The sequence below is a fragment of the Rhizobium quercicola genome, assembly GCF_021168455.1.
Taxonomy (GTDB): Bacteria; Pseudomonadota; Alphaproteobacteria; order Rhizobiales; family Rhizobiaceae; genus Ferranicluibacter; species Ferranicluibacter quercicola.
In genome coordinates this window covers 97,834-119,222 of record NZ_JAJOZR010000010.1, presented here as the reverse complement: position 1 = coordinate 119,222, position 21,389 = coordinate 97,834, and the positions used below count along the sequence as shown (strand labels likewise).

Here is a 21,389-nt window from a genome sequence, read left to right as displayed (position 1 = left end):
GACAACGATAGCAGAGACGTCCGGCGGACCCTCATCCTCGGCCCTGGAGCGCGACGCGCGGCAGATCCACGGCGACGCACCCGTATCCCCGGGCTCGATCGCGCTCGGCGTGATCATCGGCCGCATGTCGGAGTTCTTCGACTTCTTCGTGTTCGGCCTTGCCTCGGTTCTCGTCTTTCCCAAGCTCGTCTTCTCGTTCGAGCCGGACCCGTTGACGGCGACGCTCTACTCCTTCGGCATCTTCTCGCTCGCCTTCGTCGCGCGCCCCATCGGCTCCGTCGTCTTCATGGCGATCGACCGCACCTACGGACGCGGCACCAAGCTGACCATCGCCCTCTTCCTGCTCGGAATTTCCACGGTCTGCATGGGCTTCCTGCCCAGCTACCAGGATGCCGGCGTCTGGTCGATCTACCTGCTCGCCATCTTCCGCATCGGCCAGGGTCTCGCGCTCGGCGGCGCCTGGGACGGCCTCGCCTCCCTTCTGGCGCTCAATGCACCGGAGAAGCACCGCGGCTGGTATGCGATGATCCCGCAGCTCGGCGCGCCGATCGGCTTTGCGCTCGCCAGCATCCTGTTCGGCTTCTTCGTCGCCAACACGACGGAAGCGGACTTCCTCTCCTGGGGCTGGCGATACCCGTTCTTCGTCGCCTTCGCGATCAACGTCGTCGCCCTGTTCGCCCGCCTGCGTCTCGTCATGACCAAGGATTTCGGCGACCTTCTGGAGCGTCACGAGCTGGAGGCCGTGCCCTTTACGGACCTGATCCGCACCCATGGCCGCGACATCCTCATCGGCGCCTTCGCGCCGCTGGCGAGCTTTGCCATGTTCCACGTCGTCACGATCTTCCCGCTCGCCTGGACGAACCTCAACAGCGACCAGTCGATCGGCTCGTTCATGCTGGTTCAGGTCGCCGGTGCCGGCCTCGGCATTCTCACGGTCATCGCGTCGGGCCTGCTTGCCGACCGCATCGGCCGCCGCAGCCAGCTCGTCGTCGGCGCCATCATCATCGCCATCTTCAGCTTCATCGGCCCGATCCTGCTCGGCGCCGGCCAGACCGGCATCTCGTCCTTCGTCATCGCCGGCTTCGGCGTGCTCGGCCTCTCCTTCGGCCAGGCGGCGGGCTCCGTATCCTCGCGTTTCACGCAGGGCTATCGCTATTCGGGCGCAGCCTTCACGTCCGACCTTGCCTGGTTCCTCGGCGCCGGTTTCGCACCGCTGATCACGCTCGGCCTGTCGAGCAAGTTCGGCCTGCCCTTCGTCGGCTACTACCTGCTGTCGGGCGCGATCTGCACCATGCTGGCTCTGTTCCTCAACAAGCGCCTGCTCGCCCGGGAGTAGTCCCGGCTTGGGCGTCGCCCGACTTTACTTGGACGGATGAAACACCCCGGCGAACTGGTAACGGTCGCCGGGGTGCGTGATTTCGACGAAGGTCACGGTCCGGCCGTTCTGCCAGGTCTGGCGGGTCAGGAGCAGGCAGGCGGCGTGTCGCTCGATCGTCAGCAGCTTCGCCGTCGCCGCATCCGCCGCGACCGCGCGAATGATGTGTTTGGCCTCCGACCACGGCACCTGATCCAGAAGCCAGCTGCCCGGCGGGTTCGCCGCGAAGGTCTCGCTGCGCGCCTGCGGCACCGCATCGAGCAGGATCAGCCGCTTCTCCAGCGCATTCGGCCGGCCATCCACGATGTGCAGGCATTCCACCCGCAGCACCTCGTCCCCGGCCGCCTCCTCGATCGCGGCGGCATCCGCGGCGGACAGCCGCTCGATCCGCCGCGACAGGATGCGGTGGCTATAGGCGTGGCCCGCCACCTTCGCTTCCGTCCCGATGTCGGAAATATCCATTACCGTCCGGTCGAGCTGCGGCGAGGCGACGAAGGAGCCGGCCCTGCGCCGGCGCACGATCATGCCGCGGGCCGCCAGCGCCGACAGCGCCTTGCTCACCGTCATGCGCGAGCAGCCATAGGTGCCTTCCAGCTCGTGCTCGGCCGGAATGCGCTGCCCCGGCGGCCAGGTGCCGCTCATGATCTTCTGCTCGATATCTTCGAAAATACGCTGGTGAAGCGAGGTCAAGGCACGGCTCCCCCATGAAGCAAACAGGCGGCGGACAGGCGGCGCGGGCGCGGCACGGCGCTTGCATGTCACGTGCATGACACGGGCAGCGGATGCCGCACACCGCGGGCAGTTTGTCATTGACACCTTATGCAAGGACCTGTCTATTTGTATAGTCAAAATGCAGGACGCAGAAGCCTGCAGATCCAATTCTGAAGACGGGAACGCCGCGTGAGATGCGGCACGATACTGGAGAGACGACCATGAAATCCCATTTCCTGCTGAAGGGCCTCGTCGCCGCGGCCTTCCTGCTCGGCGCGACCTTCTCGGCCCACGCCGAAGACGCGCTCGCCCGCATCAAGGCCGCCGGCACCATGAAGGTCGGCACCGAAACCGCCTTCGCCCCCTTCGACTTCATCGATGCCGGCGAGCATGCGGGCCTCAACGTGGATGTCTTCGCCGAACTCGGCAAGGAGCTGGGCGTCGAGATCGAATGGATCGCCCTCCCCTGGGAAGGCGTCCTGCCGGGCCTCGAAGCCGGCAAGTTCGACATGGTCGCCGGCCCCGCCACGATCACCAAGGCCCGCATGGAGCGCTACCGCTTCACACCGCCGGTGGCCGAAGCCACGGTCGCGATCCTGAAGAAGGCCGGCGACACCAGCATCACCAAGCCGGAAGACATCGCCGGCAAGGCGATCGGCGTCGGCAAGGCGACGGCGCAGCTCGCCCAGCTGCAGGGCTATTCCGAAAAGCTCCCCGCCAAGGTCGATATCCGCGAATATCCCGCTTTCACCGAATCCTACGCCGATCTCGCCGCCGGCCGCATCGCCGGCGTCGCAAACTCCCTGCCGAACATCGCCTTCGTCGCCAGCCAGCGCAAGGATACGTTCGAGGTCGTGCTGCCGCCCTTCGGCCAGAAGGCCTATTTCGGCTTCATCGGCACCAAGGATGCGGACCATGCACCGCTGATGGATGCGATCGATGCCGCGCTCCTGAAGATGAAGGGCGACGGACGCCTCGCCAAGCTGCAGGAAAAGTGGTTCGGCGCCAGCTTCGACACGCCGGATGCCGTCAAGGACCCGGCATTCTGATCAGGGCCGTCCTCTGATCCGAGGCGGGGCAGAACCGGCATGACGCACATGCCCGCATTCGGTCCCGCTCTCCCGCTCGCCCCGCTGCATCGTCCTGACATCCGATCGATGTCAGGTTAGACTGACGCAGCAGGTGTGACGCGGTACAGCAGACCCGGCTTGCGTCATCTTGCACGCACGGCGCTGTACCGCATCCGACAGCCCATCCGACGAATTGGCCGGCAATGTCCTTCAAGCTGTTCGAACTTCTTCTCAAAGCCTCGCTCTACACGATCGGCATCAGCCTCGTGTCGATCCTGATCGGCTTTGCGATCGCCATTCTCCTCTCCGGCATGCTGCTGTCGGGACGCCGCGCGCTGGCGGTTCCTGCCCGTATTTTCATCAGCTTCTTTCGCGGCGTGCCTCTCCTCGTGCAGCTGCTGCTGATCTACAATCTCCTGCCCGTCATCGGGCTCAACGTGCCCAGCATCGTCGCCGCGATCATCGGCCTTTCGCTCTGCACCGCGGCCTATCAGGCGGAAAACCTGCGCGGCGGCTTTGCCAGCGTACCCCGCGGCCTGATCGAATCGGCCGAGATGGTCGGCCTCACCCCCTCCCAGGCCTTCCGCCGCATCAAGGTGCCGATCGCGCTGCGCCTGACCTTTCCCGCCCTCGTCAACGAGGCGATCCTGATCCTCAAGGCCTCCTCGCTCGTCTCCGTCGTCGGCATCGTCGAGCTGACGCGCATGGCGCAGGATCTCGCGGGCAGCACCTTCCTGCCGCTGCAGCTCTTCGCCTGCGCCGGCCTTATCTATCTCGTCATCAATTGGGTGGTCGCGCGCACCGGTGGCCTCATCGAGCGCTCCCTGCCGGGAGTGCCGCGATGACCTTCGATATCGACGTCATTCTCGCCCAGCTGCCCGCCATCCTCTCCGGTGCCGGCGTCACGCTGCTTTTGTGGATCACAGGTACCATCGGCAGCGCCGCGGTCGGTTTTCTCGTCGCCGTCGGGCGCCGCTATGGCGGCCGGCTGATCGACTGGCCGCTCGGGCTCGCGGTCGAGGTGCTGCGCGGCACGCCCTTCCTCATCCAGATCTTCCTCCTCTATTACGGCGGCCCCTTCATCGGCCTCGCACTCGATCCGATCCCGGCGGGACTGCTCGGACTGACCATCTACGGCGCCGCCTATTTCAGCGAGATCTTTCGCGCCGGCTTCGTCGCCATCCCCAAGGGCCATATCGAGGCGGCGGAATGCGTCGGCCTCAGCCAGGGCCAGATCGTGTGGCGCATCCTCCTGCCGGAAATGACCATGCTGGTGCTGCCGCCCGCCATCAACATGGCCGTGATCCTGATGAAGGAGACCGCGATCCTCTCCATCATCACCGTGCCGGAGCTGACGCTCACCGTCAGCGCCATCGGCTCCCAGCAATATGCCTTCGTCGAATCGCTCTTCCTGCTCGCCGTGTTCTACTGGGTGCTGGTGGAAGTCACCGACAAGCTTGGCCGCTATGCCGAGCACCGCTTGTCCCGTTACAGGTTTTCCCCGACATGACCCTTCCCGCCATCGCCGTCCGCACCCTCGTCAAGCGCTACGGCGACACCGCCGTGCTGCACGGCATCGATCTGGAGATCCCGCCCGGCCAGGTCTCCTGCCTCATCGGTCCGTCGGGCTCGGGCAAGAGCACGCTCCTGCGCTGCATGGCCTTTCTGGAAGAGGCGACCAGCGGCACCATCACGGTCGATGGCGAGGTTCTCGGCTTCTCGGAAAACGCCAACGGCCTGCGCGAGCGCATTCCCGCCGCCACCAACCGCGCCATCCGCTCGAAGATCGGTATGGTCTTCCAGCAGTTCAATCTCTGGCCGCACATGACGGCGCTCGGCAATGTCAGCGAGGCCTTGCGCACCGTGCACAAGATGAGCCGGAAGGACGCGGAAGCCCGCGCCATGGAGCAACTGGTCAAGGTGGGGCTGGAGGCCCGCGCCGGCCATTATCCCTCCCAGCTTTCGGGCGGGCAGCAGCAGCGCGTGGCGATCGCCAGGGCATTGGCGCTGAAGCCGAAAATCATGCTGTTCGACGAACCGACCTCCTCGCTCGATCCGGAACTGACCGGCGAGGTGCTGAACGTCATGCGGGATCTCGCCGCCGAAGGCATGACCATGGTCGTCGTCAGCCACGAGATCGGCTTTGCCGCCACCGTCGGCAGCCAGATCAGCTTTCTCGATCAGGGCCGCCTGCTCTTCTCCGGCCCGCCGTCCGAGGTGTTCCGCAAGCCCCGCCACCCCCGCCTCGAGCAGTTCCTCGACACCTATCTCGACCGCGGCGCCTCGATGCTGGTGTAAGAGCGGCTCGCATGATTCTTCGGCTCAGAGAACGGGCAGGACTTTCCCCGGATTGAACAAGCCCTTCGGGTCGAGCGCCTGCTTGATCGCCCGCATCGTCGCGAGCTTCACCGGGTCGCCCGTCGCCAGCAGCGCATGAATGCGCTTCGAGCCGACGCCGTGTTCGGCCGAAAACGAGCCACCCATCGCGCCGATCCCGTCATAGAGCACCTGCTCCACCGCATCGCGCCGCGCGTCCGTCATCCAGCTGCCCGGCCGGTCGAGCACGACGTGCAGGTTTCCGTCGGCGACGTGGCCGAAGATGAAAGGGGACAGGCCGTCGATCGCCTCCAGTCCCGGCGCGATCCGCGCGAGATAGGTCCCGAGCCGGTCGAGCGGCACGGAAATGTCGTAGGACGGCGCGGCCGGAAAGGCCCGGTACATCAGGGCCGTCTCCTCCCGAAGCCGCCAGATCTCGTGCGCCTGCTGCACGGAGCCCGCAACCACCGCCGTCGTGTCCGAATAGGTCTCGCAGATCGCCTCGTAGAGCCCGGCAAGCACGGCGAGCAGCGCTTCGTCCGTCTCGCCGCCGAGCCCGATCGCCAGATGCACCGGTGTCGCCTCGCTCGTCTCACGCCAGCCGAAATGCTGCGCCGTGAAGCCGAAATAGCGCGACCACATCGCCTCGCAGGCCCGCAACGTGCCCGTGGCCCGCGCCAGTCCCATCAGCGTCAGGGCCGCCTCCGTCGAGGGCAGGCCGAACAGCGCCGTGGCGCTTGCCGCCGGCACCGGATCGAGCTTCACCACAAGCCCGGTGATCACGCCCAGCGTGCCCTCGGCGCCGATCAGCAGATGTTTCAGGTCGTAGCCGGCCGAGTTCTTCACCACGCGCACCATGTCGCGATAGATGCCGCCATCCGGCAGCACGGCTTCCAGCCCCAGGATGCGATGGCGCATGACGCCGTTGCGGAAGGCCATGACCCCGCCGGCATTGGTGGAGGCCATGCCGCCGAGCGTCGCCGATCCGCGCGCCGCAAGGTCGATGCCCGGCTCCAGCCCGTAAGCGGCGGCCGCCTGCTGCAACGCCTCCAGCGTCACCCCGGCCTCGACCACGGCCACGCCGCCGATCGGGTCGATCTCGATGATGCGGTCGAGGTTCTTCAACGAGACGACGATCTCGCCGGCCACCGAGATACCGCCACCGACGAGCCCCGTCCGCCCGCCATGTGTGACGACCGGGAGGCCCGCACCGGCACAGATGCGGACGATGGCGGAGAGGGAGGCGACATCGCGCGGCGCGACGACGGCGGAGCCGCCGAGATTGTCGGGATGTTCGCCCGGATGAAGTGCGGCCAGATCGGCGCCTGTCCTGACCTCCACGCCGGGAGCTGCCGCGCGGATGGCGGCGAGGAGGGCGTCGATCTCGGGCATGCGGGTCGTCCTATTCGGGAAGCAGCGTGCGGAAGCCGCCGTTGAAGTAGAGAAGCGGTGCCACGTCCGGCCGCACCCGCACACTACGCACGCGGCCGATCAGGATCGCATGCGTATGGCGATGCAGCGCCTCGTCGAGGCCGCAATCGATGACGGTCAGCGCATCGGCAAGCGCCCATCCGCCGCTGTCGAGCCGGGTCCATTCGGCACCGGCATAGCGCTCCGCACCCCGGCGCCCGTCCGCCCCGGCAAAGGCCTTGGCAACGCCGTCCTGGCCTTCCGCCAGCACATTGATGCAGAAATGGCCGCTACGCTCCAGCACGGGCCAGGACGAGGACGTGCGGTTGACGCTGACGATGACGGAGGGCACTTCGGCTGAGAGCGACGTGACGGACGTCGCCGTAAACCCGGTCCGCCCCTCGCCGTCGCCCACCGTGATGACGCAGACGGCACCGGCGAGATGGCGCATGGACAGCTTGAAGGCTGCGGCATCGGGGCCGGTCGCGTCCACAGGCGACGGGGAAACGGCAGCAGTCATGTCACGATACCTCGCATATGGACCGGCCCGATCGACGTGATGTCCTCGGACGGGGCTCCCTGTCTACCCGAATGCACTGAAGATCTTCCTTCCACCGAAAACGGGACGGCGACGGACGAGCCACGATCTTCGCCTATGGTTTACCGGGCCTAAACGCCCGACGCAGCCGAACGTTGCCGGGCCGCCGTATGACGATTGACCGGGACGGAGATGCCGAGGTTCTCCCGCAGCGTCGCGCCTTCGTAGTCTTCCCGGAAGAGCCCGCGGCGGCGCAGTTCCGGCAGCACCAACGCCGTGAAATCCTCAAGGCTTGCCGGCAGGGTCGGAAACATCAGGATGAAGCCGTCGGCGGCGCGCGTCTCGAACCATTCCTCCATGAAATCCGCGATCTGCACCGGCGTGCCGGTGATGCCGTTGCCGGTGTGTTTCTCGGCATAAAGCCGGATCAGCTCGCCCACCGTGTGGCCCTTCTTCACGAAATCCGTCAGCTCCTCGAACAGCGCCTTGGAGCCCTTCGGCTGTTCGGGAAGCCGGTCCATCGGGAAGGGTTCGTCCAGCGGCACGCCGCGCAGGTCCGCCTCCAGGAATTCCGACAGCATCAGCCGCCCGACATCGGGATGCAGCTTGTCGATCAGGAATTCGACCTTGGCCCGCGCCTCGGCCTCCGTCTCCCCGACATTCAGCACGACGCCGGGCATGATCTTGAGATCGTCTGGATTGCGCCCGAGCGCCGGCATCCGTCCCTTGACGTTGGCGTAGAACGCCCGGTTCCGGTCGATATTGGAGGCGAGGCTGAAGACGATCTCGGCCGTGCGGGCGGCCAGATCCATACCCGCCTCCGACCCGCCCGCCTGCGCGATCACGGGCCGCCCCTGCGGCGAGGGCGCGATGTTGAGCGGGCCGCGCACCTGATAGTGCTTGCCGACATGGTTGAGCATGTGATGCCGGGTCTTGTCGTAGTAGAGGCCGCTGTCTCGGTCGAGCAGCAGCGCATCCCTCTCGAAGCTGTCCCAGAGCCCGAAGACCACATCCACGAATTCGCGGCACCGCTCGTAGCGCAGTTCGTGCGGATCGAGCCCGGTGCGATTGAAATTATAGCCGGTCTCGTCGTGATCCGACGTCACGACGTTCCAGCAGGCGCGCCCGTTCGACAGCTGGTCGATGGACGCAAAGATGCGGGCGAGGTTGAAGGGCTCGTAATAGCTGGTCGAGGCCGTCGCCACGAGCCCCAGACGCTCCGTGACCATGGAGAGTGCGGAAAGCAGCGTCAGCGGCTCGAACCGGTTCATCTTGGTAGGGCTGCGGGCCAGCGCATCGGGATCGCCGATGCCGGCGGCCGGCGAATCCGCCATGAACAGAAAGTCGAACTTGGCCGCCTCGGACATCTGCGCGACCCTCTTCAGATGCGCGATATCGTTCGCCCCGTTCACATCGCTGGAAGGGTGCAGCCAGCTCGCCGGGTGGAAGCCGAAGGTGTAGACGAATGTGCCGAGCTTGAGCTTGTCCTGCCGTGCCATGCGAGGTCCCTTCCTGTGATCGACTGCCCGGAGTATGGCGGGAACCGGCCTGCGGACAAGCCCGGGAAACGACGTTCTATGTGAGTTTTTCTAAAGAGTCGCGGCAGGTTGCGCCGCCACCGGCGCGGATGCCAGTCCCTGCCGCCGCCCGAGCGCCGTCAGCCAGCCGTGAAACGCCTGCCCATGCGGCTTGTCGAGAGCGGAGCGGTCCCAGGCGAGAAAATAGCTCTCCGGCAAGGGCAGCCGCAGGTCGAACGGCACGACCAGCGTGCCTGCGGCAAGCTCGTCCGTGATCATCGACATCTGCGCCAGCACGAAGCCCCGCTTGTTGACAGCCGCATCGATGGCGCTGGACGACAGCGTGAACGACAGGCCGGACCCGGCTTCGGCAAAGTCCACCCCGGCCGCCTGCGCGAAATCCCGCCAGTGCGGGAAGGTCGAGAAATGCGACTCCCAGGCGACATGAAGCAGCGGATGGCGCAGGATTTCCGTGGGGCCGACAGGCCCGGCCTGTTCCGCGATCAGCGCCGGTGCGCAGGCCGGCACCACCCAGTCCCGGAACAGCGCCGTGCTGTGGGGATGCGGATTGCCGCGCAGGCCATAGGTGATCCGGAAATCGACCTCGTCGATACCGAGCCGGGGCTCGGCATCCTGCCCGAGAATGCGGATCTGCGCATCGGGATGCACGGCCTGCCAGTCGAAGATCCGGCGGCCGATCCATTTGTTGACGACGGAGGACAGGGCCGACAGGGTCAGGCCGCCCGTATTGCGCGCCCGCGCCAGCACACGCCCGGCCTCCTCGAACTGCAGGAAGCCCTTGGCGATCTCGGCGTGATAGAGATGGCCGAGCGCCGTCATCGCGATGCGCCGGCCGCGCCGCTCGATCAGGCTCACGCCGAGATGCGCCTCCAGCTTGCGCAGATGCTGGCTGACGGCCCCCGGGGAAACGCCGAGCGTGACGGCGGCGGCCGTCACGCTGCCAAGGCGCCCCACTGCTTCGAAGGCCTGCAGGGCCCGCAGCGCAATGACCGTCATCCATCGCCTCCCCGGTTCACGCCACCCTAGACGCCGCCGATCGGCAGATCCTGCGCGAGACGCACGAGATAGCCATCCGGGTCCTGCACCAGAAGCTCGCGCGACGCCCGATCCTTGCCCCCGACATTGTAGACCGCATCCTGAAGGCCCCGGAACAGCGGCCAGCGCGCCTGCTCCAGCCGTTCGGCAATGGCGGCGATATCGGACACCGCGATCTGGAAATTGATGCCGCGCCCGAGCGGCGGCTCCAGCGGCGCCGTGACCCAGGCGCCGTTGATCTGCGACAGCATGACCTGCGCGCCCTCGCGCTGCAGATAGGCGAAGTTCGCCGCCTTCCGGTCGTAGGCGATGGCAAAGCCGAGGAGATCGCACCAGAAGGTCAGGCTGCGGCCGAGGTCGCTCACATCGAGTTCCGGCACGAGCGCGTTGAACCCGCCGGCCGGAAGCCCGCCGGCGCTATCGGCCGCGTTGCGTTCGCTCTGCCCGAGGCGGGGTGGCGTTATATCGAGGCTCATGATGCCGACGCCTCGACCGGCGCATAGCGCCAGGGCTCCAGCGTCTCCGGCCGTCCGGCGAGCGACAGCGTTGCCGTGCGCGGCGGCGTCCGGGCGATGATCCTGCCGCGGCGCATCACCATCAGCCGGTTCGCCCGCATGCGCACGGCCTCGGCCGCGTCGCGCGCCTCAATCAGCACGAGATCGGCATGGCAGCCCGGCGCGATGCCGTAGCCCTCAAGGCCGAAGGTGCGCGCCGCATTGTCGGTCACCGCCTTGAACGAGGCCCTGACCGCCGCCGGGCTCGTCATATGCCCGGTGTGGACGGCCATGTGCGCGACATCCAGCATGTCGGCATTGCCGAACGAATACCAGGGGTCCATGCAGCTGTCCTGGCCATAGGCGACGTTGACGCCGAGCGCCATCAGCTCGGGAACGCGCATCATGCCGCGCCGCTTCGGATAGGTGTCGTGCCGCCCCTGCAGCACGATATTGGCCAGCGGATTGGGCACGCAGTGGATCTGCGCCTCCGCGATCAGCGGCAGAAGCTTGGAAACGTAATAATTGTCCATCGAATGCATGGATGTCAGATGCGAGCCGGCCACCCGCCCCTGAAGGCCGAGACGCTGCGTTTCGTAAGCCAGCGTCTCGATGTGCCGCGACAGCGGGTCGTCGGTCTCGTCGCAGTGCAGATCGACCAGCAGCCCCCGTTGCGCCGCGATCTCGCAGAGCGCGGTGACCGAGCGTCGCCCGTCCTCCATCGTCCGCTCGAAATGCGGAATGCCGCCGACGACGTCGACACCCATGTCGAGCGAACGTTCGAGATTGCGGGCCGCCGTGGCGGAGCGGAAATAGCCGTCCTGCGGAAAGGCCACGAGCTGGAGGTCGAGATAGTCCCGAACGCGATCCTTCACCTCCAGCAGCGCCTCGACGCCGGTCAGCCGCTCGTCGCAGACGTCGACATGGCTGCGCACGGCAAGCAGTCCTTGCGACACCGCGAGATCGCAGTAGCGCAGCGCCCGCTCGATCACCGCCTCCCTGGTCAGCAGCGGCTTCAGCTCGCCCCACAGCTGGATGCCTTCGAGCAGCGTGCCGGACCGGTTCAGCCGGGGCGTGCCGAGCGACAGCGTCGCATCCATGTGAAAGTGAATGTCGATAAACGGCGCACTGACGAGCCGGCCACCCGCATCGATGACCTCGCCGGCCTCCGCCGCGATGTCGGGTTCCACCGCGACGATCCGGCCTTTGGAGATCGCGATATCGACGCCCATCCGGTCATCGGCAAGATTGGCATGGCGAATGATGGTGTCGAACGTCATAGGCGGCTCCGTCGGTCGAAAGGCTCGCCGGGCATATTAAACGGTCGCACCCCCGCAGCAAGCGCGCAGAGCCGGACAGGCCGCGCTTTCCTATCGTTCCCCACGCCTTACGGAACTTTCCAACAAAACGTGAGTTGTGCCGCAAACCGGGAGAGATGCCATGTCGACACGATCTGCAGCCCTGACAGCCTATATCGCGCTTATCGCACTGTTCATGACGGCCACCGTCCTGTCGCAGCCGGAGGCGCCCACCCTTTCCATGAGCTCCATGTCGCTCGAAAAGACCAATCGCGTCCTGCAGGGCTCGCCCGACAGTTTCGTTATGGAACGGTTCGCCGGCTGATTTTGCTGCACTGCAAAAAGTTCGCGACAACGCACCATCATGTCTGGTAGATTGCGGCTGTTGGGAACATTCGAGGTCGTCTATGTCGGAACTCGCATTCGCAGCACGTCACACATCGAGCACGCCGCATGGTTTGAATACCGTGTTTCACTTTCGTGATGAAAACGGGAAGACGCTGGCGCTTCTTCTCGATGGCGACGTCGGTCGCGATTTCGTGGACCATTGCCGGATCTATTACGAGCCCGAGCCGGAGCCCATCTCCGCCGTCGAGCGGCAGATCGATCTCGCTGTCATCGAACTCTTCGACATCGACGCCGCGGCAGCGGACGAGTCCGATCCGCGGCAGATCGCGGACGCTCTGGACCGCGAACTGCGCATTCTCGCCGCGACGGATATCGTCCGATAGCGATTCCGCCTAGAACATGAGGCGAACGAGGGCGTAGCCGCCGATCCACATTCCGGCGGACAGGGCGAGAGCACCGGCCAGCGCCAGGATCCTCAATGTCGGTCGCGCCGTTCGGCTTTTCTGCCGGCGAGCAGACCGGGGCCGCAGTATCGGCACGGCAACGCCCTCCGTTATCTTCTGCATGACCTGCCTCTTTCCAAACACTCTACCCCAAACCCGCATCGCAGGCACGCCCGGCAATGCACGATCGGTCTCTCTTCTAGACCGTCTTCGGAACTAAATGGCTAAAGGGAAAGGTCGCATTTTCAGCAGTTCTTCAAGATGTCGTGAGACGACGACAAAAAGCCCGCCTGCAAGGTGCAGCCGGGCCGGAAATCTACGGGCGTATGGGATCAGAGTATCAGGCGTCTTCGACGACCCGCAAGGCCTGTGCCTTTGCCAGAGCGGCCTTCTGAACGGCGTCCTGCACCTTTTCGAAAGCGCGAACCTCGATCTGGCGGACACGCTCGCGGCTGATCTCGAATTCGGTCGAAAGTTCCTCGAGCGTCACCGGATCTTCCGTCAGGCGACGTGCCTGGAAGATGCGGCGTTCGCGATCGTTGAGCACGTTCATCGCACCCGACAGCAGCGATCGGCGGTTTTCCAGCTCGTCCTGTTCGATCAGGATGTCTTCCTGGCTCTCGTGATCGTCCACCAGCCAGTCCTGCCACTGGCCGGACTCGCCCTCGCCCGCCTTGATCGGCGCGTTCAGCGATGCGTCGCCGGACAAGCGCTGGTTCATCGAAATAACCTCGGCTTCCGACACGTTCAGCGTCGTGGCGATCTGCTTGACCTGGTCGGGCTTGAGGTCGCCGTCGTCCAGTGCCTGGATCTTGCCCTTCAGGCGGCGCAGGTTGAAGAACAGCCGCTTCTGATTGGCGGTGGTACCCATCTTCACGAGCGACCAGGACCGCAGGATATATTCCTGGATGGATGCCTTGATCCACCACATGGCATAGGTCGCCAGACGAAAGCCGCGCTCCGGATCGAATTTCTTCACGGCCTGCATCAGGCCGACATTGCCTTCGGAAACGACTTCGCCGATCGGCAGGCCGTAGCCGCGATAGCCCATGGCGATCTTCGCCACGAGGCGCAGATGGCTGGTCACGAGCTGGTGGGCGGCCTTGCGGTCGTCATGTTCCTGATAGCGCTTGGCGAGCATGTACTCGACCTGCGGCTCCAGCATGGGAAACTTGCGGATTTCATCGAGATATCGATTGAGACCACCTTCGCCGGCGGTCAGTGTCGGCATCGTACTACGGGCCATGTTTGCACCCCTTTCTCGTTCCGGCCTCCAGCTGGCAGGCCGGGCATGTGGGTCCTTGGACCCCACAGGTCACCAAGATAAGAACGCGCAGCGCATGATTCAAGGATGCAGCCGCGCGATTGCGACCCCATCCTTGGGCTTCGGGATATCTCGGTAAGATCGGCATTAAGGGGCTGAAATCAACCCCTCACGCCATGTTTCCGGCATCAATTGCCAGGTTAGTGGATGGCTGCGCCGTCGTCTTCCTGCTCGGACAGGAACGCCGCATCGCTCTTGGCGCTCAGGCGCACCCGATTTTCGTCGACGCTGTCGACGAGCGATAGCGCGATGAAATGATGATGGTCCTCATAGCCGACGGGATTGTCCTTCTTCGTCAGCTTGATGCGGTCACCCTCGACACCGTCGACGGTTCCGACATGGACGCCGTCGGCGCTGATGACTTCGGCATGTTCCCTGATCTGGCTGGCATCGATCATGATCGTTCTCCTTGGCTGTGGATACCGGAAAAACGCCGGCCCCGGCAAAAGGATGCATGCCTGCGCCAAGATTTCGCGCGCCGCCGGCCGGCGATCGCGGCCTATGCCTTCAGGGCTGCGGCCAGTTCCAGCATGTCGTCCGGCAGCGGCGACGTGAAGCGCATCGTTTCCCCGGTTGCCGGATGCTCGAAGGCCAGCATGAACGCATGCAGCGCCTGGCGCGGAAACCGGTCGACCACAGCCTTGGCGGCCTCCGGCAGGAGGTTCGATTTCGTGCGGAAGGCCGCGCCGTAATCGACGTCGCCCACAAGGGGATGCCCGATATAGGCCATGTGGACGCGGATCTGGTGCGTGCGTCCCGTCTCCAGCCGGCATTCGACCATGGCGGCCAGCGCCGTCGCATCCGGCTTTTCGTGGTAGCGCTCGGTCACCTCGTAATGGGTGATGGCCTCGCGCGCATCGTCCGCGTCGTGCTTCTTCACCGCGCGCTTGATCCGGTCTCCGGCGCGCCCGAGCGGCGCGTCGATCGTGCCGCGCAGCCCCCGCGGCCGGCCCCAGACGATGGCGGCATAGGCGCGCTCCAGCGGCCCGGTGCGGCCATGGTCGGCAAACTGGTCGGAAAGGTGCCGGTGGGCGAGATCGTTCTTCGCCACCACCATGACGCCGCTGGTGTCCTTGTCGAGACGGTGGACGATGCCCGGCCGCTTGACGCCGCCGATCCCCGAAAGGCTGTCGCCGCAATGATGGATGAGCGCATTGACCAGCGTCCCCGTCCAGTTGCCGGCACCGGGATGCACGACGAGACCCGGCGGCTTGATCAGCACGATCACGTCGTCGTCCTCGTAGAGCACGTCGAGCGGAATATCCTCGCCCTTGGGCTCGGGGTCTTCCGGCTCCGGCATGCCGATCTCGAACACGTCGCCCGGCTGCACCTTGCGCTTGGGCTCCAGCACCGGCTTGCCGTTGACGCGCACGGCGCCCTGCTCGATCAGGGCCTTGATGCGATTGCGCGAGAAAAGCCCGTCCATTTGCTCGGTCAGCCACGCATCCATGCGCCCGGATGCGTCGTCGTCCGCTGTCAGGACTTTCCTTGGGGCTGTCGCTTCGGTAAAGGGGTCGTTCATTCTGACTCGATCCGTGAGGTCAAACTGCCCATGTCGCTCCATGAACCCGACGAACAGGACGAAAAGCCGCTCGATCCGGTGATGGAAAACGTTCGCCGCAAGATGATCCGCCTGCAGCTTGTCTCGGCGGGGGTGATGTTGGTCATGCTTATGGCCGTGCTGGGCGCGATTGTCTACAAGGTCACGCGCCCGAGCGCCACGCCGTCGCTGGCAAACGCGACAGCCGGCGTGCCGAGCGACGCGCCGCTCACGGCGACCGCCACCCTCCCACAGGGCTTCGAGATCACCGGCACCTCGCTCTCGGGCGGGCAGATCCTGTTCTTCGGCACGCTCGCCGGTGTCCGCAAGGCGCTCGTCTACGACATCGCCGCCAACCGCGTCGTCGCCGACATCTCCATCCCCGCGAACTGACCGTGCCGGACAGCGCGCGCGTCGCCCAGCGCATCCTCGATCCGGCCGATCCGCGCATCGCCGCCTTCGTCTCGATCCGCGAGCGCGACCTCACAGGCCGCCACAACCGCTTCGTCGCGGAAGGCACCGTGGTGCTGCGCATGCTCGCGGCGTCAGCGGCCGGCGGCGGTCCGTTCACGGCCGAAGCGATCCTGCTTCTGGAAAACCGGATGGCCGGCGTCGCCGATATTCTCGCGCAGTTCGACGAGACGGTGCCGGTCTTCGTCGCGGATGCCGCCGTCTTCAATGCCATCGCCGGTTTCGACATGCATCGCGGCGTGCTGGCCATCGGCATGCGCCAGAGGCCCCAGACCCTGGAAGGCCTGCTTTCGACCCTGCCCGACGAGGCCTTGATCCTTGCCGCCTGCGGCCTGTCCAATCACGACAATGTCGGCGCGATCTTCCGCAACGCCGCCGCCTTCGGCGCGAGCGCCGTGCTTCTGGACGAAACCTGCTGCGATCCGCTCTACCGCAAGGCGATCCGCGTCTCCGTCGGCGCGGTGCTCGCCGTCCCCTTCGTGCGGCAGGGCACGGCGGCCGATCTGCTGGCGGCCATCGAGGGCCGCGGCTTTGCGCTCTGGGGCCTGTCGCCGCGCGGGCGGACCGATCTGGACGACATCCCGCCGGCGCCGCGCACGGCACTGGTGGTGGGCGCCGAAGGCGAAGGGCTGCCGACCGCCATCCTGGCAGCGATCCGCACGGCCCGCATCCGGCAGAAGCCGGGCCTCGACAGCCTCAACGTCGCCACCGCCACCGGCATCGCCCTGCACCGGATCGCCAGCCTCAACGGCCGCGTCTGACGGTTCGGGATCAGGAGGTCGAGGCGAGCAGCGACCGGGTCCGCGCGGCCAATGTTTGTGAGGCAGACGTTTGTGAAGCCGGCGTGGTCGCGCCGCCGTCCGCCTCCCGCGCCAGAAGCGCCGGGATGGGCGATGCCTCTCCCTCGTTTCTCGCCGTCAGCGCCGTCATGGCCGCCGCGATCTGCAGCAGATCCTCGCGCAGCGCCGCGTCGTCGGCCGGATCGGACGCCACGAGGCGGTCGATGAAGGCACCCGCATCCGCCCGCAGGCTCTCCGGCGTCGGCAGGCCGGGCGGCGACAGGAGCATGGTCTCCTGCGGTGCAGGAAGGGCGATCGCGTCCTCCGGCCCGGCGGTCGGCAGGCTGTCGTCTCTGGCCGTCAGACGCGGCTCGATGCCCGCGGCGCGCAAGGCCTGGAGGGCGGTGGCCAGCTCCGCCGTCATCTCGCGAACGCGGGTGGTCAAGCGGTCGATTTCCGCGCTGCTGCGCTCCAGATGGGTTTCCCGATCGGCCAAGAGCCCGTTCGCGGCCGTCAGGCGGGATTCGAGCTGCTTTGCCCGGATCTCCTGCTGCGCCAGCTTCAGCTCCAGGGCCTTGGCCTTCTCGCTCTCGCGGCGCCGCTCGTCGCGCAGGGTCTCGCGCTCGTCGCGCAGGCCACCGGCGCGGGCATGGAGCTCATCGACCTGCGACGCCTCCGCGACGGAGACGGCGCGCACCTCGTCGAGTTCGGCCGAAACGCGATCGAGCTGGCGGGCGAGCAAGGCCGCCTGCTCGGTCTTGGAGGCGTAATCCGTCTCCAGCGTTCCCAGCGCATCCTTCAGCCGCTCGATATGCTGCTCCAGAAGCCGGATGCCGGAGCGCAGGTCCCCCGCCTCCCCGTTCATCTCGTCCAGCTGCGCGCGCAGCTCGTCGTTCTCGGCACGCACCGTCCGCATGCTCTGCTCGGCCGTCTCGCGGGCCAGCATGAGGGAGATCGCCTTGTCGCGTTCGCGCTTGAGCGTCTGGCTGGTGCGCACGTTTTCCGCGGCATAGATCGCGCGCGCCGCATCCTTCTGCGCCCGCACCTCCTGCTGCGACAGCGGCGTCGTCGCCTTCAGCCGGTCTTCCGCAAACCGCACGATCCGCCGGTGGATGACGGGCGCGACCAGCGCGCCGAGAAGGATCGCGGTGAGGAAGCCCAGGGCGAACAGCAGTGCAAATTGGATCACGCGGAGGTCACTTCACAGGCGGTTGGACAAGGGCATCCGACCCTTGCGCATCATTATTCGCGCTCGGCCGCGGATTGGCAAGCCGAGAGGCTGCGAACGGCCAAGCGCGCTCAGAAAGGGTTCCAGGTCGGCTGCTGGGTCAGCTTGAGATAGCCGACATTGATGCCGAGGCGGGCGCCGACGCCCGTGCGGATCGGCACGAGCACGATATGCTCGTCGGTCAGCACCGTCATGCCGACGCCGGCCACGACATAGGCCGACCCGGAGACGCCGCCGAACCGCTTGTAGAGGCCGGGGACGCTCGGGAGATTGTAGACCAGCATCATGATGCGGCTGCCCTGCCCGCCGGCGTCCAGCCCGAGCGAGGGCCCCTGCCAGTAGACGCCATGCTGGCCGGCATTCTTGGTGTTCAGGCTGCCCTCGCCATAGGTGAGGCCGGCGACGAAGGCGCCGGAGCCCTCCTGGCCCAGAATATAGCCGTTCGGCAGGCCGTAATTCTGGAACGCGCGCTCGACCACCTTGGCAAGACCGCCGGATGTGGACCCGAAGAAGCCGTGTCCGGCATCGACGATCTCTTGGATGGAATATTGCGAGGTGTTGTTGGCGGATTGCGCGGCAGCGGTGGATGCGGCGACGCACAGCGCCAGCGCGCCGAACAGGACGGCCTTTGCGGCAGACAGAAGGCTGCGCCGCGCGACGCGGGCGGCACCGTCCTTCGATGGCGAAAATTTCGGTCTCGGCAGCATCGCATCCTCCGTTATCCCAAGGCCGATAGGGTATCGGCAGGAGCAGGCCGTGCCTGTCTGCGGCCCCGGCCCGGGATTCCGCCACTCTGAACCCATCATCTTAACAATTGGTTTACCAAACATGGTGTCATTATGGCCGGACTGGACACGAGACCGGACACGCCACGTCCGCGCAATCTTCACCCTCTAGACCATAGCCGAAAACAGCCCCGCGCGATGTCGTCGCGCACCGGACGATCGGCAAGGGCGACCTTTAAGGACACGACGATGGAAAAGAACCCGAACCTGACGCTGACCGGCCCCGATCTCGCCGCGCTCCTCTGCAGCCGCGTCTGCCACGACATCATCTCGCCGGTCGGCGCCATCAACAACGGGCTGGAGCTGCTGGACGAGGGCGGCGCCGATGCCGATGCCATGGACCTCATCCGCACCAGCGCGCTGAACGCCGCCGTCCGCCTGAAGTTCGCCCGCCTCGCCTTCGGCGCCTCCGGCTCGGTCGGCGCGTCGATCGACACCGGCGAAGCGGAAAAGGCGGCACGCGATTTCGCGGTGGTGGAAAAGAAGACAGAGATCACCTGGACCGGCCCGCGCGTCATCATTCCGAAGAACCGCGTCAAGCTGCTGCTCAACCTTTTCCTCATCGCCTACGGCGCCATTCCGCGCGGCGGCTCGCTGGACGTGACGCTGGAAAACCCGGAATACGACGCGGTCTTCAAGCTCGTCGTGCGCGGCAAGATGATGCGCGTACCACCCAAGCTTGTCGAACTGCTCTCCGGCACGCTGGAAGAAGCCGTCGATGCCCACACGATCCAGCCCTATTACACGGTGCTGCTTGCGGACGAAGCCGGCATGAAGATCGAGATTCTCCCGACCCCGGAAGAGATCGTCTTCATGGCCTCCTCCATCTAGCATCGACCGTCGCCGTCACTCTTCGCCGCTCCGGTAACGGTTTGTTTGCCAAAGGCGCCGTATATTCCCGGGAACAGCGTACAGCTTCGATCTCCCATGCTAGATCGTGAGGGTGCGCAACTGGACGTTGATGCAGTGCCGGGGCGGCTATTCGCCTGCGGCCTGTCTCGAGGTCTTCCGTTCACGGGAATGAAAGGGCAAGGAGCTCCCATGCAGCGCTTGATGATCGCCGACGACTCCGACGTGGTGCGCAAGGTCGGAAAGCGCATCCTCTCCGGCATGGGCTTTCTCGTCTCGGAAGCCGCCAACGGCCTCGAGGCGCTGGCGCGATGCGAAGCCGAGCTTCCCAACATCATCATCGTCGATGCGGGCCTGGACGGTGCGCTGGAGCTGATCGGAAACATTCGCGTGATGTCCGAAGGCAAGTCCGTGCGCATCTACTACTGCGTCATCGAGGCGGACCTGCGCAAGATGATGGCCGGCAAGCGCGCCGGCGCCGACGATTTCCTGCTGAAGCCGTTCGACCGCAAGATCCTGACCAGTGTCTTCGGCGCCTACGCCGCCGCGGCCTGAGACGCCGTTCGGTCTCCAGCCCCTCCCCTCTTCGACATCGGCCGCCCGCAAGGCGGCCTTTTTCGTCTCCGCCACGTGCGGCGCGCGCACAATCTTGAAACTGCCGAAAACGAAAAACCCGCCACGAAGGGCGGGTCGGTCGGCGCCGGTAACGGCGATCCTGCACTGCGGGATGCATGATCGCCGTCGGCTCTCAAAACATCCTAGATATCAGGCACTCTCGGCGAGATCGCCTTCCGGTTCGCGCAGCACGTAGCCGCGGCCCCAGACGGTCTCGATGTAGTTCGCGCCGCCGGCAGCGTTTGCCAGCTTCTTGCGCAACTTGCAGATGAAGACGTCGATGATCTTCAGTTCCGGCTCGTCCATGCCGCCGTAAAGGTGGTTCAGGAACATTTCCTTGGTGAGCGTCGTACCCTTGCGGAGCGAAAGCAGCTCCAGCATCTGGTATTCCTTGCCCGTCAGATGAACACGCTGCCCGCCGACTTCGACGGTCTTTGCATCCAGGTTGACGATCAGCTCGCCGGTCGAGATGACCGACTGGGCATGACCCTTGGAGCGGCGAACGATCGCATGGATGCGCGCCACGAGCTCGTCCTTGTGGAACGGCTTGGTCATGTAGTCGTCCGCTCCGAAGCCGAGGCCGCGAACCTTGTCCTCGATGCCGGCCATGCCGGAGAGGATGAGGATCGGGGTCTTCACCTTGGACAGGCGAAGGGTCCGGAGCACCTCGTAACCCGACATGTCGGGCAGGTTGAGGTCGAGCAGGATGATGTCGTAGTCGTAGAGTTTGCCGAGATCGACGCCCTCTTCACCGAGATCGGTGGTGTACACATTAAAACTCTCGGACTTGAGCATCAACTCGATGCTCTGCGCTGTCGCGCTGTCGTCCTCGATAAGCAGAACCCGCATGTTTTTGTCCCCTTTTCCGCCGCCGAAAGGTAGTGCAAGGCTGCCTGACGCTAAACGGATCCAGTCGTTGCCTGATTTGGAGCTTGCCACCAAATGGTTAACAAATTCTGATTCCCTCTGGCAAGGTGCACAGCATTTGTTAAATATATTTCTCAGCCCCTTGATTTTGTTCGTTTTTGATAAAACGGCTTTCTCACCCTGAAAGTGAGCGAACCGCCTTATCGGATTCCAGAGACTCGCCAAAACACCAATGCGTCACATTTCGCCTTGGCCATTTACCGGGCCTTAAATGATCGTCCCTAGGATTAACTATGCCCGTAAACGAAACGTTACCAGCGGTAGGCATTTGTTAAGATCGCTGGGGTTTTTTCGC

At 65.4% G+C, this 21,389-nt stretch carries 24 protein-coding genes; 11 read left to right on the top strand and 13 right to left on the bottom strand.

Annotation, left to right across the window (positions count from 1 at the left end; all coding sequences use genetic code 11):
- Positions 1-7 precede the first annotated feature (7 nt).
- Positions 8-1,336: an MFS transporter gene (locus tag LRX75_RS16335; protein WP_113150835.1), complete on the top strand. Its 1,329-nt coding sequence runs from the start codon at positions 8-10 to the stop codon at positions 1,334-1,336.
- Positions 1,337-1,360: 24 nt separating this feature from the next.
- Here the strand turns inward: LRX75_RS16335 and hutC are convergent, their stop codons facing one another.
- Positions 1,361-2,065, bottom strand: coding sequence for a histidine utilization repressor (gene hutC / locus LRX75_RS16330; protein ID WP_231815776.1), 705 nt, complete (start codon positions 2,063-2,065; stop codon positions 1,361-1,363).
- Between the two features lie 242 nt (positions 2,066-2,307).
- Between hutC and LRX75_RS16325 the strand changes: the two genes are divergently transcribed.
- The 4 genes from LRX75_RS16325 to LRX75_RS16310 all read left to right on the top strand — a co-directional run bounded on the left by LRX75_RS16325 (position 2,308) and on the right by LRX75_RS16310 (position 5,454).
- Positions 2,308-3,135, top strand: a complete 828-nt coding sequence (locus LRX75_RS16325) for a transporter substrate-binding domain-containing protein (protein WP_231815775.1) — start codon at positions 2,308-2,310, stop codon at positions 3,133-3,135.
- 224 nt (positions 3,136-3,359) lie between these two features.
- A complete protein-coding gene (locus LRX75_RS16320; protein WP_092935517.1) occupies positions 3,360-4,001 on the top strand; it encodes an amino acid ABC transporter permease in 642 nt (213 codons plus the stop codon).
- Positions 3,998-4,666, top strand: a complete 669-nt coding sequence (locus LRX75_RS16315; protein ID WP_231815774.1) for an amino acid ABC transporter permease — start codon at positions 3,998-4,000, stop codon at positions 4,664-4,666. The genes LRX75_RS16320 and LRX75_RS16315 overlap by 4 nt, the downstream gene beginning before the upstream one ends.
- On the top strand, positions 4,663-5,454 hold the full coding sequence (locus LRX75_RS16310) for an amino acid ABC transporter ATP-binding protein (RefSeq protein ID WP_231815773.1): 792 nt from the start codon (positions 4,663-4,665) through the stop codon (positions 5,452-5,454). The genes LRX75_RS16315 and LRX75_RS16310 overlap by 4 nt, the downstream gene beginning before the upstream one ends.
- Positions 5,455-5,478: 24 nt before the next feature.
- Here the strand turns inward: LRX75_RS16310 and LRX75_RS16305 are convergent, their stop codons facing one another.
- The 6 genes from LRX75_RS16305 to LRX75_RS16280 all read right to left on the bottom strand — a co-directional run bounded on the left by LRX75_RS16305 (position 5,479) and on the right by LRX75_RS16280 (position 11,767).
- Complete coding sequence (locus LRX75_RS16305; RefSeq protein WP_231815772.1) at positions 5,479-6,864, bottom strand: FAD-binding oxidoreductase; 1,386 nt, start codon at positions 6,862-6,864, stop codon at positions 5,479-5,481.
- 10 nt (positions 6,865-6,874) lie between these two features.
- The gene (locus LRX75_RS16300; protein ID WP_113150752.1) at positions 6,875-7,402 is read right to left on the bottom strand and encodes a flavin reductase family protein; all 528 of its coding nucleotides are present in this window, start codon (positions 7,400-7,402) and stop codon (positions 6,875-6,877) included.
- Positions 7,403-7,551: 149 nt separating this feature from the next.
- Entirely contained in the window at positions 7,552-8,919 is a 1,368-nt protein-coding gene (locus LRX75_RS16295; protein ID WP_231815771.1) for an LLM class flavin-dependent oxidoreductase, read from the bottom strand.
- A 90-nt stretch (positions 8,920-9,009) separates the two neighbouring features.
- Positions 9,010-9,954 carry a LysR substrate-binding domain-containing protein gene (locus LRX75_RS16290; RefSeq protein WP_231815770.1) on the bottom strand — a complete coding sequence of 315 codons (945 nt, stop codon included), beginning with the start codon at positions 9,952-9,954 and terminating at the stop codon, positions 9,010-9,012.
- Between the two features lie 26 nt (positions 9,955-9,980).
- Positions 9,981-10,469, bottom strand: coding sequence for a bleomycin resistance protein (locus LRX75_RS16285; protein ID WP_231815769.1), 489 nt, complete (start codon positions 10,467-10,469; stop codon positions 9,981-9,983).
- Positions 10,466-11,767: an amidohydrolase family protein gene (locus LRX75_RS16280; protein ID WP_231815768.1), complete on the bottom strand. Its 1,302-nt coding sequence runs from the start codon at positions 11,765-11,767 to the stop codon at positions 10,466-10,468. The genes LRX75_RS16285 and LRX75_RS16280 overlap by 4 nt, the downstream gene beginning before the upstream one ends.
- Positions 11,768-11,927: 160 nt before the next feature.
- On the opposite strand from LRX75_RS16280, the gene LRX75_RS16275 reads away from it, so the two are divergent.
- Positions 11,928-12,110, top strand: a complete 183-nt coding sequence (locus LRX75_RS16275; RefSeq protein WP_231815767.1) for a hypothetical protein — start codon at positions 11,928-11,930, stop codon at positions 12,108-12,110.
- Between the two features lie 82 nt (positions 12,111-12,192).
- Positions 12,193-12,516, top strand: a complete 324-nt coding sequence (locus LRX75_RS16270) for a hypothetical protein (RefSeq protein ID WP_231815766.1) — start codon at positions 12,193-12,195, stop codon at positions 12,514-12,516.
- Positions 12,517-12,916: 400 nt separating this feature from the next.
- Here LRX75_RS16270 and rpoH read toward each other — a convergent pair whose 3' ends face one another.
- From rpoH to LRX75_RS16255, 3 genes are all read right to left on the bottom strand, one after another.
- Complete coding sequence (gene rpoH, locus LRX75_RS16265; RefSeq protein ID WP_113150745.1) at positions 12,917-13,822, bottom strand: RNA polymerase sigma factor RpoH; 906 nt, start codon at positions 13,820-13,822, stop codon at positions 12,917-12,919.
- Positions 13,823-14,040: 218 nt separating this feature from the next.
- Positions 14,041-14,298 (bottom strand): DUF2171 domain-containing protein, encoded by a 258-nt coding sequence (locus LRX75_RS16260; protein WP_231815765.1) that lies wholly within the window; start codon positions 14,296-14,298, stop codon positions 14,041-14,043.
- Positions 14,299-14,399: 101 nt separating this feature from the next.
- A complete protein-coding gene (locus tag LRX75_RS16255; protein WP_231815764.1) occupies positions 14,400-15,422 on the bottom strand; it encodes an RluA family pseudouridine synthase in 1,023 nt (340 codons plus the stop codon).
- 30 nt (positions 15,423-15,452) lie between these two features.
- Between LRX75_RS16255 and LRX75_RS16250 the strand changes: the two genes are divergently transcribed.
- Positions 15,453-15,833, top strand: coding sequence for a hypothetical protein (locus LRX75_RS16250; RefSeq protein ID WP_231815763.1), 381 nt, complete (start codon positions 15,453-15,455; stop codon positions 15,831-15,833).
- 2 nt (positions 15,834-15,835) lie between these two features.
- Positions 15,836-16,672 (top strand): TrmH family RNA methyltransferase, encoded by an 837-nt coding sequence (locus LRX75_RS16245; RefSeq protein WP_231815762.1) that lies wholly within the window; start codon positions 15,836-15,838, stop codon positions 16,670-16,672.
- A 10-nt stretch (positions 16,673-16,682) separates the two neighbouring features.
- Here LRX75_RS16245 and LRX75_RS16240 read toward each other — a convergent pair whose 3' ends face one another.
- Positions 16,683-17,879, bottom strand: coding sequence for a hypothetical protein (locus LRX75_RS16240; RefSeq protein ID WP_231815761.1), 1,197 nt, complete (start codon positions 17,877-17,879; stop codon positions 16,683-16,685).
- A 110-nt stretch (positions 17,880-17,989) separates the two neighbouring features.
- Complete coding sequence (locus tag LRX75_RS16235) at positions 17,990-18,625, bottom strand: DUF1134 domain-containing protein (RefSeq protein WP_231815760.1); 636 nt, start codon at positions 18,623-18,625, stop codon at positions 17,990-17,992.
- Positions 18,626-18,892: 267 nt separating this feature from the next.
- Between LRX75_RS16235 and chpT the strand changes: the two genes are divergently transcribed.
- Both chpT and LRX75_RS16225 read left to right on the top strand, forming a co-directional pair.
- Positions 18,893-19,534: a histidine phosphotransferase ChpT gene (gene chpT / locus LRX75_RS16230; protein WP_113150738.1), complete on the top strand. Its 642-nt coding sequence runs from the start codon at positions 18,893-18,895 to the stop codon at positions 19,532-19,534.
- Between the two features lie 210 nt (positions 19,535-19,744).
- Positions 19,745-20,107 (top strand): response regulator, encoded by a 363-nt coding sequence (locus LRX75_RS16225; RefSeq protein WP_231815759.1) that lies wholly within the window; start codon positions 19,745-19,747, stop codon positions 20,105-20,107.
- 210 nt (positions 20,108-20,317) lie between these two features.
- Here the strand turns inward: LRX75_RS16225 and ctrA are convergent, their stop codons facing one another.
- Positions 20,318-21,016, bottom strand: coding sequence for a response regulator transcription factor CtrA (ctrA, locus tag LRX75_RS16220; protein WP_056339603.1), 699 nt, complete (start codon positions 21,014-21,016; stop codon positions 20,318-20,320).
- Between the last annotated feature and the right edge of the window lie 373 nt (positions 21,017-21,389).